The 12,340-nt window shown below is 63.4% G+C and carries 13 protein-coding genes; 7 read left to right on the top strand and 6 right to left on the bottom strand.

Annotated elements, in window-relative coordinates:
* From FJ980_RS17890 to FJ980_RS17870, 5 genes are all read right to left on the bottom strand, one after another.
* On the bottom strand, positions 1-528 hold a 528-nt coding region (locus FJ980_RS17890; RefSeq protein ID WP_140544966.1), incomplete at its 3' end, for a nucleotide sugar dehydrogenase.
* A gap of 129 nt (positions 529-657) precedes the next feature.
* Positions 658-1,542 (bottom strand): glycoside hydrolase family 16 protein, encoded by an 885-nt coding sequence (locus FJ980_RS17885; RefSeq protein WP_140544965.1) that lies wholly within the window; start codon positions 1,540-1,542, stop codon positions 658-660.
* Positions 1,543-1,680: 138 nt separating this feature from the next.
* Complete coding sequence (locus FJ980_RS17880; protein ID WP_140544964.1) at positions 1,681-2,058, bottom strand: hypothetical protein; 378 nt, start codon at positions 2,056-2,058, stop codon at positions 1,681-1,683.
* A gap of 123 nt (positions 2,059-2,181) precedes the next feature.
* A complete protein-coding gene (locus tag FJ980_RS17875; RefSeq protein ID WP_246676445.1) occupies positions 2,182-3,204 on the bottom strand; it encodes a glycosyltransferase family 2 protein in 1,023 nt (340 codons plus the stop codon).
* Between the two features lie 10 nt (positions 3,205-3,214).
* Positions 3,215-4,477 (bottom strand): nucleotidyltransferase family protein, encoded by a 1,263-nt coding sequence (locus tag FJ980_RS17870; RefSeq protein WP_140544967.1) that lies wholly within the window; start codon positions 4,475-4,477, stop codon positions 3,215-3,217.
* A gap of 500 nt (positions 4,478-4,977) precedes the next feature.
* Here FJ980_RS17870 and FJ980_RS17865 point away from each other — a divergent pair, with 500 nt between their 5' ends.
* The 6 genes from FJ980_RS17865 to FJ980_RS17840 all read left to right on the top strand — a co-directional run bounded on the left by FJ980_RS17865 (position 4,978) and on the right by FJ980_RS17840 (position 10,770).
* Positions 4,978-5,130 carry a lasso RiPP family leader peptide-containing protein gene (locus FJ980_RS17865; protein WP_095769314.1) on the top strand — a complete coding sequence of 51 codons (153 nt, stop codon included), beginning with the start codon at positions 4,978-4,980 and terminating at the stop codon, positions 5,128-5,130.
* 156 nt (positions 5,131-5,286) lie between these two features.
* Complete coding sequence (locus FJ980_RS17860) at positions 5,287-5,586, top strand: PqqD family protein (RefSeq protein ID WP_095769315.1); 300 nt, start codon at positions 5,287-5,289, stop codon at positions 5,584-5,586.
* The gene (locus FJ980_RS17855; protein WP_140544962.1) at positions 5,570-5,986 is read left to right on the top strand and encodes a lasso peptide biosynthesis B2 protein; all 417 of its coding nucleotides are present in this window, start codon (positions 5,570-5,572) and stop codon (positions 5,984-5,986) included. Before FJ980_RS17860 ends, FJ980_RS17855 begins: the two co-directional genes overlap by 17 nt.
* Before the next feature lie 3 nt (positions 5,987-5,989).
* On the top strand, positions 5,990-7,900 hold the full coding sequence (locus tag FJ980_RS17850; RefSeq protein ID WP_140544961.1) for a lasso peptide isopeptide bond-forming cyclase: 1,911 nt from the start codon (positions 5,990-5,992) through the stop codon (positions 7,898-7,900).
* Positions 7,897-8,877 (top strand): serine kinase, encoded by a 981-nt coding sequence (locus tag FJ980_RS17845; RefSeq protein ID WP_348640659.1) that lies wholly within the window; start codon positions 7,897-7,899, stop codon positions 8,875-8,877. Before FJ980_RS17850 ends, FJ980_RS17845 begins: the two co-directional genes overlap by 4 nt.
* 9 nt (positions 8,878-8,886) lie before the next feature.
* Positions 8,887-10,770, top strand: coding sequence for an ABC transporter ATP-binding protein (locus FJ980_RS17840; RefSeq protein ID WP_140544960.1), 1,884 nt, complete (start codon positions 8,887-8,889; stop codon positions 10,768-10,770).
* Here the strand turns inward: FJ980_RS17840 and FJ980_RS17835 are convergent.
* Complete coding sequence (locus FJ980_RS17835) at positions 10,744-11,016, bottom strand: exopolysaccharide production repressor exox (RefSeq protein WP_140544959.1); 273 nt, start codon at positions 11,014-11,016, stop codon at positions 10,744-10,746. The two genes, FJ980_RS17840 and FJ980_RS17835, sit on opposite strands and share 27 nt — an antisense overlap.
* A 607-nt stretch (positions 11,017-11,623) precedes the next feature.
* Between FJ980_RS17835 and FJ980_RS17830 the strand changes: the two genes are divergently transcribed.
* The gene (locus FJ980_RS17830; protein ID WP_140544958.1) at positions 11,624-12,301 is read left to right on the top strand and encodes a sugar transferase; all 678 of its coding nucleotides are present in this window, start codon (positions 11,624-11,626) and stop codon (positions 12,299-12,301) included.
* Positions 12,302-12,340 lie beyond the last annotated feature (39 nt).

The raw sequence follows: 12,340 nt of genomic DNA, 5'->3' as shown, positions 1-12,340 counted from the left end.
GGTGCCGACGATGATGCGGTCCGGCTTCATGCAATCGGCGACCGCCGAGCCTTCCTTGAGGAATTCCGGGTTCGAGGCGACGTCGAAGGCGATATCCTCGCGGCCGCGCTTCTTCAGCGTTTCGGCGATCCTGGCCTTCACCTTCTCGCAAGTGCCGACCGGCACGGTCGACTTGCCGACGACGATCTTGGCGCTGTCCATCTCACGGCCGATGGTCTCGGCGACGGCCAGCACATATTTCAGGTCGGCCGAGCCATCCTCGCCGGGCGGCGTGCCGACCGCGATCATCTGGATCTGGCCATGCCTGACCGCCGCTGCCGCGTCCGTGGTGAAGCGGATGCGGCCGGCCGCGTGGTTTTCCCTGACGAGGGCCTCCAGGCCCGGTTCGAAAATCGGGACCAAGCCCTGGTTGAGCCGCTCCACCTTCTTCTCGTCGATATCGACGCACACCACCTCATGGCCGACCTCGGCCAGCACAGCGGCCTGGACGAGACCGACATAGCCAATCCCAAACACCGTCAAATTCATTTGGTTCTATTCCTGTCAAAGGCCGGGCCGCAAAAGCGGTCCGGCCGGTTCAGATGTCCCTCAGCCCCAACGGCCCAGTTGGTTCGGCATGATCCTATCCAAAAATCGGTTCCACTTTGGGGATCATGCCTAGTTGGAATTGCTTATGCTGCATGCCAGCGATTCCGGAAATTGGCATGGCTGGCCCAAAGCGGTGAAAGCGACGCGCTTGACCTCCATGGTCACCTTGCTGCCGGGATCGACAAAGGCGCCCATCCAGTTGGTCAGCTTGTCGCTGCCCCAGAGGCTGAAGAAGATTTTCTGCGAATGCTTCGGCAACTCGTCGGGGTTGGTCACCTCATGGACGAGCTTGCCGTTGACGTACCAGCGCAGCCGGTCCTTCTCCCAGACGAAGCCATAATCGTTGAAGCCCTTGTCGGCGCCGCCTTCGACATCGACAAGCTTGCCGTTCTTCGGCTTGCCCTGGATATAGCTGTTGACCTGCACCTTCGACGGATCCTTGGTGAGGACCTCGAAGTCGATCTCGTCCCAAGGCTGTTTGTCCTGCGGGCCGATATAGGAGAAGAAGGCGGCGTTGAGGCCGGAGCCGGTGCCGGTCTTCATCCGTGCCTCATAGACGCCGTAGCCGTAGCGCTGCTTGGTCTGGATCTCGGCGCAGGCGAACTCGCGGTCCTTCAGCTTGCGCTTTTCGAAGCCCAACGAAAGCACGCCGTCGGAAAGCCGCACGAGATCCTTCGACCACGTGCAGTTCTGATGGGCGCCATTGGTCCAGCCGTCCGAGACGAACCAGCGGGACTGGCTGAAATTCGAGAAATTATCGACGAAGGACGGCGCGCTTTGCAGCTCTTGCTGCGCCGCTTGCGCATGCGCGGGATGCGGGCTCGCCGCAAGGGCCGCAACGACCCCAAACAGGGCGCCGACCACGCCGAGCCTCAGGCTGGTTAATCCGCTCCCTGGCGCCTGCGATATCGCGCAAGCCGCCTCGGTGGAGGTGTTGTCCGGATCTGCGTTCATAACAAACTCACCTTGTGTTGTCCGCCCAACCCAAAGTCATCCTCGGTTCGCATGAGCGAGCCGCTTCCGATCTTCCGCCCTGTGAACTCCTCTAGTGTCCTGTAACGTCTCGTACCGATGACGGCGCCTGACGCGCCGTCAGCCTCTTGCCGTCGCCTGCGCAGCAGACCGGTCGGCACCATCCTCGACGATCGCGTCGAGCGAATGCCGCAGTTCCTTCACCAGGCTTTTCTGGCGAGCGAGCTCCGCAATGCGCCGCTCGCAGTTCAGGATCGACTTGGTCATCGCGGCGACATCCGATCCCTTGCTGGCCGACGCCGAACCATTCTCCATCGCCTCGACCAGAAAGGCGGCGTTGGCGGCCGTCGACTTATAACGATTCTCCAGTCCGGTTTTCTCCGCCTCGATCTCGGCCGCGATCTGGTCGAACAGCTTCGCCAGCCGGTCGAAACGCTGGAGATCCGTCTGCCGGTCGCGAGCCGGATCCCGGGATCTGAAGCTAAAAATCGAAGCCATCCTATCGGCCTTTCGAAATTGCTGCATTGCAACATAGACTGCCATTCCAGCAGCGACTAGGCAACATCATAGTTTCCGGAATGCGATTTTTTGAGGGACGGCGGCTTCCGGGACAATGCGGGATCACCCGCTTGCGGCGCTGGTCGCCGCCATCAGGAAGCCCGTCGGCGGCATCTGCTGCGGCGCAACAATCCCGGTGCGGCGGAACAGCGCGTCGAGCTTGTCGGTGGCGACGCCGCGCACGATCGGGATCAGATTCGACTGGCTTGCGAAAGCGTAGTTCGCGGCCGATGCCAACCCACGCTCGGCTTTCACGTCAAGAAAGTTGCGCAGCCGGTATTTGTCGCGGACATGGCGCTCATGGCGCCGCAACGCGGCCTTTGAGCGCTCCGGAAGGCTGTCTATCTGGAGCAGCGCCAGATCGGCATCGGCAAGACGCTTCAAATCCTGCGTCCTGTGGCGGCCGCTCAGCGAATCGGCGCGCACGATCGCCCCATAGCCGCAAGACTTGATGATCTTGAACCGAGCCCCGTAAGCGACAGCGCGCGCGTAGAGCTCGTAGTCCTCGCCAAGCCTGAGGTTCTCGTCGTAGCTCAACCCATGCCGCTCGAGGAAAGCCCGGCTGATCACCGGCTTGAGGAAACCGAGCTCGCCGCGCCGCACACGGCGGCGCGAGATGTTGCCGTCGATGAAGCGCTCGAAATCGAGAAATTCCGGCTCGGCCGCGAAAGGCGGCGCGGCGACCTTGGCGAGGTCGGTCGCGGCATCGTCGCGGATCAGCATGATGTTGTCGGCGGCGAAATCCCAGTCGGTGCTGGCGAAAAGCCGGCGGAAGCGGCCTTCGAGGAAGAAATCATCGGCGTCGAGAATGCTGATGAAGGGCGATTTGGAGGCCTGGATAGCGGCGTTGCGCGCGGCGGAAGGACCGCGATTGACGTCGAAACGGATGACGGCAAGCCGGCCGCTGCCGTCGTCGGCGGCCAAAGCCACATCCTTGGTGTCGTCGGTGGAGGCGTCGTCGATCACGACGACTTCGGTGACTTCGGCCTCGCGCAGCGCCGAGGCGATGGCGCCGGGAATGGTGCGCGCCGCATTGCGCGCGGCGATGATGACGCAGACCCCGGAGGTCGTTGTGGGCGTCGTCACGGGCATGGGCTCACCTTTCGCTTGCATGATTGGCCGCCCCGCCCACGATTCTGATCACTTCGCTCCGCGCCGGCTCGGCCGTGGCCGGGCGCTCGAAGATGCGCCGGCTGAGGTCGGCGGAGGCCGCCCAGCCGGCTTCGGCTAGGTAGCGGACCGGCTCGCGGCCGCAGAGTTCCCACAGCACATGGCGGCGCTGCGGCCAGCGCAGGGACGCGAGCCACGGCGCCATTACCATGTGGAAGAGGTCGGCGTTGTCGATGCGGGCCAGCATGCGGGTGGCGCGATCCGAAAGCAGCGTGCCGTCGCCGCCGAGCAGCACGTCGGCGGCGCGCAATCCCAAGAGCAGCGTATCCGCCAGGCCCTGTTCGGCGGCGTGGTCGAGCACCCTCCGCTGCTCGGCTTCGCTCAGGCGGCTGGCGCTGGCCCTGACGTCGCAGATATAGCCAGCGCAGGGCTCGCGGTTGAAAAAGGCCTTGGCGACGCTGATCGAGGACAAAAGCAAGGTGTCGGCCGCCGAGATGATCGGCATGGCGGCGCCGGCCACCTCGACTTCGCGCTTGCGGCGCAGGAAGCCGTCGGTGTCGCGCGGGCTGGGCGAACCCGGCTGCTGCAGCCGGTGGTGGAGGTCGACCGTCGAGGCCCTCGCGCCGTCCTCGCGCACCATATGCTGCTCACCGAGGAAGCGCACCCACCAGACCGAGCGCGACTTGCCGGCAACCTCGTAGCCCATCGTGCGCAACGCATCGCGGGCCTTGGCGAAACCGGTCGGCGAAACCAGAATGTCGACGTCGCCGGATGGCTTCATGAAATGGTCGCCATAGAGCAGATGCTGCTGGAGCGGCCCTTTGAGGAAGACGAAATCGACCTGCCTGTCGCGCAGCACACGAGCGATGGCCATCGAATCGCCAATGCAGGCGACGTTCATCGACATGGTTCGCCGGCGGTAGCTGTCGAGCCAGCCAGGCAATTCCGCAGGCACGGCATCCGCGGGCGCCCGCGCGAGCGCCTTGAGCAGGAAGACGGCGACCTTGTTCAGCCTGGCGATGTCGGCGACATTGGTTGCCGAAATTGGGGCCGCCGTGATCGGGGCCGCCGAGATTGGGACCGCGGTGTTCGGGGCGGCCGACACCGTCGGCGCGGGCACATCGACCCGGCCATCCGTGATGTTGGCTCGTGGCGCGAAAAACAGCCTCAGGCAGGCCTGCACATAAGCGACTTCGTCGGCGCAGCCGGCGGCGCGCAGCCTTTCATAGGAGCCATCCTGCACCGCCATGCCCGATGTCATTCTCCGCAAAATGCCGCCCAAAGGGGTTATACTGCAACTGCGAAGAAAAGCATCGGAAAAATTGACGCGATCACGTCAAAAGCGGCTGAGGTCGCCTCCTGACCGCAACCCCAGCGTTTAAAATCGTTACGCGTTCAATCACTTTTGAAGACAATTCCGGGGGCATCCCGGCTGGCCGGAAAATGGCGATTTTTTGAGGCAATTTCTTCGCAATTGCGATATGTCTTTTTCGCCTGAGAAATTATCGCAGATAAATCAAACGGTTACCTGAACGGTATGGACCTGCGGTTGAATTCCTGGATGGGTGAAGTTTAGGATGACGCTGCCTACGTCTTGATTAACAACGGATGCGAGCGCAACCAAGAATTGATTAATGCTTGGTAAATCAAGCTTGACTCATGGATGTTGCCATGCAGCAATTGCGCTGCAGCATAGCGATATGTTGGCGGCATTCTGCAGCCGCTTCCAGTCCTTAATTGGAGAGTACAATGGAACAGAATGTTGAAAAGCATGAGTATGAAACCCCCAGCCTGACGGTTCACGGTTCGATTGAAACTATCACGCAGGGCGGTGCGGGCACGACGGCGCTCGACGCGAGCTTTCCCGCGCACACGCCGGTCGGCGAGCTGACTTTCTCTTAAAACTCAGACAGGTATCCGGGTGTCTGAGTTGGGGCTCCGGATGCTCTCCAACAGGTGAGCCGGGGGGCTTTTGTCCCCCGGATTCCTGCCGAGGGTCGCAGGCAACCGATCCCGGTGGAAGCCATAGGGCGGACGGGCCAGCAACGAGGTTTTAGGATGCACTGGAACCCTTCGGACCATGACCGCGTCGTCGCGACGAACGAGGCGGTGGCTTGTGAATTCGGCGCCGGACTGGCGCTGCTCCACCTCAAATCCAATGTCTACTACAGCCTGAACGGCGTCGGCGCCTTCATCTGGGAGCAGATCCAGGAGCCGCGATCGATGCTCGATATCCGCAGCGCCGTGCTTGCGCGCTACAATGTCGATGCCGAACGCTGCAGGGCCGATGTCGAGGGCTTGCTCAAGGGGCTGAGCGAAGCAGGGCTTGCGAGGCTCCACAATGAGGAACTGGTCTAGGCTCCGCTCGCTGAGCGCCCGGGAAATGCTGTTTCTGGCGCGCTGCCTGATGGTGGTGAGCGTTGTGCGCCTCGCGCTGACGCTGTCCTCGTATAGTCGTGTCCGTAGCCTGGTGACGGGACTGCACGCCAGACGCGACGCCAGCGTCGCCGACCTGCGGCGCGTCGCATGGGGCGTTGCCGCCGCGGCGCGGCTCGTGCCGGGCGCCAGCTGCCTGACCCAAGCGCTGGCCGGACAATATCTGCTCGCCCGCCAGGGCAGCGCCTCGAAAATCAGCATCGGCATCGAGCAAGGGACTGGCAGCGAGCTCAAGGCGCATGCCTGGCTGATGAGCGGCAACCACATCGTGCTTGGCGGCTCGATCAAAGGATTTGCCCATCTGGTCGACCATAGGTCCTGAGCGATGAGCGGCGTCGCTGGAATCGTGCTCAGCGACAGCGGCCGGCCCGCCGCGGCCGGCGATATCCAAGAGATGCTTTCGCGCATGCGCCACCGCGCCCGCGACGGCAGCTCATGGTGGGCGGAGGGCAGCGTCGCGCTCGGCCACGCCTGGCTCGACACGACCGGCGAGAACAGTCCCGGGCCGCTGACGATGGCGGGCGGCAAGCTCGCCATCACCGCCGACTGCCGGCTGGACAATCGCGACGAGCTTCTGGCGCGGCTCGGCATTCGGGACCGGTCGGTAGCCGACGCGGTGCTCATCATGCGCGCCTACCTTAAATGGGGCGAGGCCTGCCCGACCTATCTGCAGGGCGATTTCGCCTTCGCCATATGGGATGGCGAGCGCCGGGCGCTGTTTTGCGCGCGCGACCATTTCGGCGTCAAACCTTTCTACTATCATTCGGCCGGCAGGCGCTTCGCCTTCGCCTCGGAGATCGGGCCGATCCTTGCGCTGGACGGCGTCGGCAGGCGGCTCAGCGAACACCAGATTTCCGGCTTCCTTGCCGGCTTGACGGACGATCCGCAGGCCACGCCCTATGCCGAAATCTTCCGCCTGCCGGCGCGGCACAGCATGACGGTCACCGACCGCCGGGTGGTGCTGCAGCGCTACTGGCAGATTGAGCCTTCGCAGCGGCCGCCGCGCCCGGACGCGGCCGAAGAATTCAGGCATCTCTTTGCGCAATCGGTGGAGAACAGGATGCGCGGCACGCCGGCCGTCGGCGCGATGCTGAGCGGCGGGCTCGATTCCTCCTCGATCGCTTGCATTGCCGGTCTTCGCGCGGCGGCGAGGCGCAACCCGAGGCTCAAGACCTTCTCGCTGGTGTTCGACAGAGGCTCGTCGATGGACGAGAAGCCGTTCATCGATGCGGTGCTCGACGACAATCCGCTCGATGCCACGCTGATTGCGGTGAGCAATTACGCGCCCTTCGCCGAGTTCGAACGCATCCTGGAGGAGCAGGAAGGCACGTTCCTGGCGCCCGGCCTGTCGCTGACCCGCGATCTTTACCGCACGGCAGGCGCCAAGGGCGTCAAGGTGCTTCTCGACGGGCATGGCGGCGACGAGGTCGTCTCGCAGGGCCATGGGCACCTTCATGAGCTCGCCAATGCCGGCCGTTGGCTGGAGCTGTGGCGCGAATTGCACAGCGCCGCCAACACCTATGGCGAGGGCATGTTCTCCCTCTATTTCAAGTTCCTGACCATTTACGGACCAGCCTGGCGGATCGCCCGGATGAGATCGATGGCCAGACGCCTTGTCGGCAAGGTGCGGCAGAGGCCGGCATCGGCGCCGCGCGCCTGGGCGGGCCTGGTCAATCCGGACCTTGCCAGGCGCACCGATCTTGCCGAGCGCTTTCATCGCAGCGGCTACATGCCCGCCGCCGTGAGCGCCAGCGAAGCGCTGACGCATCGCTGGCTGCTGTCCACCGGACTGGTGCCGCATGCCTTCGAAGTGCTCGACAAGGCCGCCGCCAATTCCGGCGTCGAGCCGCGCTACCCGTTCTGGGACAAGCCGCTCGTCGAGTTCTGCCTGGCGCTGCCCGGCGAGGAAAAGCTCAGGGACGGGTTTGGCCGCCACGTGCTGCGCCGCGCGATGCAGGGCGTTCTGCCGCCGGCCGTGCAATGGCGGCGCGACAAGATCGATTTCACCGCTAACCTAGTCAAGGGCATGCTCGGCAACCACCGCCAGCTTCTGGACAGGCTGCTGATAGCGGACGGCGAGCGGATCGCGCCCTATGTCAATCTGCCTGAAGTGAACGCCGTCTATGAGCGCCTGCTCAGCCAGCCCGAGCAGGCGACGCTGCCCGACGTCCAGCATGTCTGGCGCTCGGTTTCGCTGTCGCTGTGGCTGCGGCAAGTCCAAGGAAGCCCAGCATGAATCTTCCGATCGCCTCCCTTGCGCGGCCGGGGCCCGCCACCGGGACAATGGCGCCGGGCAGACGTGTCCGCCATTTCTACAAGGCCTACGGGCTAATAGTCAGCTCGGACGTGGCCTTGCCGGAACTGACGCCGACGGCGCCGGCGACACCGGACCTGGAGATCGCGGTCGGGCCGATCGACTTTCCCGACGGCGCATCGCATGGCGCCACGGCCTTTCGTTTCGAGGCGACGCGCCAATATCTTTCCTGGCAGGCGGTCGGCACCTTCATGATCAGCGGCGCCAACCGGATCGATGTCGATCCGGCGCCGGGGATCGACGACCCGCTGCTTGCCTTTCCGCTGCTCGGGCCGGTGATGGCTCTTGCCCTGCATCGGCGCGGGCTGCTCGTCCTGCATGCCAGCGCCATTGCCGTCGGCGGCAAGAGCGTGATCTTCATGGGCGATAAGGGTGCCGGCAAGTCGACGACGGCGGGCGCGATGATCCGCGCCGGCCATCGACTGCTCACCGACGACGTCGTCGCGCTGGATTTGTCCGACCCTGGACGACCGATGATCCTGCCCGGATTTCCGCAGCTCAAGCTGGCCGCGGACGCGGCCGGCGCCATTCACCTCGAGCAGGCGGAAGTGCGCCCGCAGGTGCATCCGCAAATCGACAAGGCGCAGCATCGGCTGCACGACGGATTTGCCACCGAGGCGGTGCCGGTATCGCGCATCTATGTGCTCGAGCGCGGCGGACGCGCGGCGATCTCGCAGCTTGCCGGTGTCGCCGCGCTGCCGGCGATCATCAAATTCTCATACATCACGCGCTTCGGCCGGCAGGCGTTGACCGGCGATCTCGCCGCCACACATCTCAGCCAATGCGCTGAGATCGCCGGGCTGATCGGCGTCAACCGCCTCGAAGTGCCGGCCGGTCTCCCCAGGCTCGACGAAGCGGTCGCCGCGATCGAAACCGACCTGGCGTCCGGAACAAGGTGAGCCAAGGGTATGGGCTGGTCCTCGAAGTTTCGCCTGTCGCTTTTGCGCGATGTCGCCGGTTTCGGCGCCATGGTGGCGCATGTCGGCGGACGGCGCACGGCGACGGCGCTTGCCTTCCTGATCCTGGGGAGCCTCACCGAAGGCATTTCGATCCTGCTGCTCGTTCCGCTGCTGCGCCTAATCGGCAAGCCCGACCAGGACTATGCGGTGCGGGTGCCGGAGGCCTTGCATCGGCTTGTGCCCGGCGGGACGCTGTCGCTCGCGAGCGTGCTCTCACTGCTCGTCGCGCTTGTGGCGCTGCAAGCGATGTTCAACCGCTTCAAGTCGGTCTACATGGCGCGGTTGCTCTATGACTTCGTCAACCGCGTGCGCATGAACCTGTTCGAGAGCGTCGGCAAGGCGCGCTGGGGCGTTTTCACCCGCATCCGCAGCTCGGATCTGGACCATGCGCTGAACGGCGACGTCGACCGGGTGCAGGTTGCGGCCTTCTCGCTGCTGATGCTGGCCCAAGCCACACTGCTCCTGGCCGGCTATCTCATTGTCTCGCTGTTCATCTCGCCGGTGATGACGTGCTTCGCCATCCTTATCGGTCTGGTGCTGCTGGTTGCGCTGCAGCCGTTCCGGGCGCGCGCCAGCGCCTATGGCCGCACGCTGACCGGCAATCGCCAGGACCAATACCGCACCGTCTCCGAGTTCCTCGGCGGCATCAAGGTCGCCAAGAGCCTGAATGTCGAGGCAAGCTATTTTGCCGAGCTCGGCGCAACGCTGGACAGGATGAAGGCCGACAACATCGCCTTCGTCCGCAACAGCTCGCTCGGCACCGCTCTGTTCCAGGTTACGAGCGTGATCGGGCTGAGCCTCTTCATCTATATCGCGCTGGTTCGCTTTCACCTGTCGCTGGCCGAGATCGTCGTGCTGCTGCTCGTCTTCATGCGGGTCGCGCCGCGCTTCATGGACATGCAGCTTCAGACCCAACAGGTGCTGATCAACCTGCCGGCCTATGCTTCGATGCAAAGCATGCAGGCTCGCTTCGATGCCGAGCGCGAGCCGGAAGAGAACGTGACCGAACAAGGCGCAAAACTGTCGCTTGAGACGGGCCTCAACATCCGTGATGTGGCGTTCGCCTATGGCGAGGGCGACGGCAAACCGGTGGTCAGCGACATCACCTTCGGTCTGCCGGCCGGCAAGGTGACGGCGCTGATCGGCCCTTCAGGTTCGGGCAAGAGCACGATCGCCGACATGCTGCTTGGGCTGCTTGAACCCACCCAGGGACGTATTCTGGCCGACGGCGTGGAGATTACGGCGCAGAATCGCAGGGCCTGGCGCGATCAGGTCGCCTATGTGCCGCAGGATGTCTTCCTGCTGCACGACACGATCGCCGCCAATCTGCGCCTTGCGGCGCCTGAGGCCAGCGACGAAGAATTGTGGGCGGCTCTGCGAAACGCCCATGCGGCCGATTTCGTGAAGCGGCTCGACACGGTGGTGGGCGACCGCGGCGTCCGCCTTTCCGGCGGAGAGCGGCAGCGCATTGCATTGGCGCGTGCGCTGCTGCGCAAGCCCTCGCTGCTCATCCTCGACGAGGCGACAAGCGCGCTCGACTGGCAGAATCAGTCGCTGATCGCCCAATCGATTGAGGCGCTGCGCGGCCGGATGACGATTTTGACCATCGCGCACCGGCCGTCGATGATCGCCTTCGCCGACTGGGTCGTGGCCATCGAGAACGGGCGCATCGTCGAGGTCGGACAATATCGGCGGTTGAAGGCGAAAGCCGGCAGCCGACTTGCGAGGATGCTGTCCGGCGAGCAGGCGGAGCGCGAAAACGCGCCACCGATCGCGGCCGGGCTGGCCTCCGCGCCGGTCGAACGTTCAGTGGAGGCTGCGTCTGGCGCTTAGCTTTTCGCCTTCGGCGACCTTGCTCAGGATCGGGCCGCGGTCCGCCTCGCGGGTCTTGTCGGCCGATGTCGGCGTGGCTCCCCCGATCATGGCAAAGACCAGAAGGAAATAGCCAGCCTGGATAATGACGGCGCAGACGATGGTGCGAAGCAGGATGGTTCCCGCCGACGCGCCATCGAAATAGGACCAGCCGATGACGATCGCGAGCGCGAAGATCATTCCGACGATGAATTTCGGCAAAGACATGACCGCCGCCCTCTCAACCGAGACGAGCATGCAGAAGCTGCGACTTACCCACCCGCGTAACTCCCCGTTGCGCCAAAGAGCTCTTTCTGGCTGCCCAATCCGGCCGGTTGCTTCCGACCTTCCTTACCCATGCAGACTATGACAGAAACAATTTGCGACTCTATTAAGGCCGGCCTGCCGGAGCAAGGCCGTGCAGGTATGGTTTCCAACGATTTTACGACATCGACTCTGCCATGCTGCGCCGCACACTCTGGCTCCGATAGCTATTCAATGACACGTCTGCCGCTTCAGTCAAACTCATGGCTTTGATTAGTATTTTATGTGAATAACTTACCATTGCGAGTGCTTCCAGCGGCATGCAACCGCGTTTCTTCTGCAGCAAAGAATGCACTGTCCAAAAATGGCCCGAAAAGCGGACTACATTTTCCTGGTTTTCTCTCACCTTGTCATAAACGCGCCACAAAGGTGAAAATTTGGGCAAGGCAGGTTTATTATTTAATCAATTCATGACGTGAACATTTCAACGCGATGGGAAATTGTGTGTTGCGCTGCAGCATTTTTTTGGTATCTTGCCGTAAACCATCCGTTCAACGTATGGAGCTTCTGCATGAGGGACGTCGCCAAGTCGGCTAATGCGAGTTTTGCGCAGGCCGGCGTTGATTTTCCACCCCCCATCGGCGGTCTGCTCAAACGCAGTTTCGATGTCGTTGGTTCCCTGGCTGGGCTGATCCTGCTGAGCCCGCTCTTCCTGATGGTCGCGCTGCTGGTCAAGCTTTCGGATAATGGTCCGATCTTCTATGGCCACAAGCGTATCGGCCGCGGCGGCAGGATTTTCTCCTGCCTCAAATTCCGCACCATGGTGCCGGATGGCGAGCGCGTGCTCGCTGCGTATCTGGCGGCCAATCCGGAAGCCAACGCCGAATGGATCGCGACGCGCAAGCTGAAGAACGATCCGCGCGTCACCCGCGTCGGCCAGGTGCTTCGCAAGCTCAGCCTCGATGAGCTGCCGCAGATCCTCAACATCCTGCAGGGCGACATGAGTCTTGTCGGCCCGCGCCCGGTCGTGCGCGACGAATTGGAAATCTACGGCAGCGCGGCGGTCTATTACCTGAAGTCGCGCCCTGGTCTCACCGGGTTGTGGCAGGTGAGCGGCCGCAACGACGTATCCTACGACACGCGCGTCGCCTTCGATCGCCATTATGTCGAGAACTGGTCGTTGTCCGGGGATATTCGCATCATCTTCAAGACTGTTCCTGCCGTGTGGATGTCACGCGGCAGCTATTGACCGACGGGCCTGCTCCGCCAGATTCGGAGCAGGCATCCG

Origin of the sequence: Mesorhizobium sp. B1-1-5, from assembly GCF_006443065.1 — a bacterium.
Taxonomy (GTDB): domain Bacteria; phylum Pseudomonadota; class Alphaproteobacteria; order Rhizobiales; family Rhizobiaceae; genus Mesorhizobium.
The sequence above is the reverse complement of the archived record's forward strand: the minus strand, read 5'-3'. Positions and strand labels throughout refer to the sequence as shown.

Excerpts from the sequence above, each read along its gene's own strand:
- FJ980_RS17850 (WP_140544961.1), top strand. The coding sequence starts at position 5,990 with ATGAGCGGCGTCGCTGGAATCGTGCTCAGCGACAGCGGCCGGCCCGCC.
- FJ980_RS17835 (WP_140544959.1), bottom strand. The coding sequence starts at position 11,016 with ATGTCTTTGCCGAAATTCATCGTCGGAATGATCTTCGCGCTCGCGATC.
- FJ980_RS17860 (WP_095769315.1), top strand. The coding sequence starts at position 5,287 with ATGCACTGGAACCCTTCGGACCATGACCGCGTCGTCGCGACGAACGAG.
- FJ980_RS17855 (WP_140544962.1), top strand. The coding sequence starts at position 5,570 with ATGAGGAACTGGTCTAGGCTCCGCTCGCTGAGCGCCCGGGAAATGCTG.
- FJ980_RS17865 (WP_095769314.1), top strand. The coding sequence starts at position 4,978 with ATGGAACAGAATGTTGAAAAGCATGAGTATGAAACCCCCAGCCTGACG.
- FJ980_RS17880 (WP_140544964.1), bottom strand. The coding sequence starts at position 2,058 with ATGGCTTCGATTTTTAGCTTCAGATCCCGGGATCCGGCTCGCGACCGG.
- FJ980_RS17845 (WP_348640659.1), top strand. The coding sequence starts at position 7,897 with ATGAATCTTCCGATCGCCTCCCTTGCGCGGCCGGGGCCCGCCACCGGG.
- FJ980_RS17885 (WP_140544965.1), bottom strand. The coding sequence starts at position 1,542 with ATGAACGCAGATCCGGACAACACCTCCACCGAGGCGGCTTGCGCGATA.
- FJ980_RS17870 (WP_140544967.1), bottom strand. The coding sequence starts at position 4,477 with ATGGCGGTGCAGGATGGCTCCTATGAAAGGCTGCGCGCCGCCGGCTGC.
- FJ980_RS17840 (WP_140544960.1), top strand. The coding sequence starts at position 8,887 with ATGGGCTGGTCCTCGAAGTTTCGCCTGTCGCTTTTGCGCGATGTCGCC.
- FJ980_RS17830 (WP_140544958.1), top strand. The coding sequence starts at position 11,624 with ATGAGGGACGTCGCCAAGTCGGCTAATGCGAGTTTTGCGCAGGCCGGC.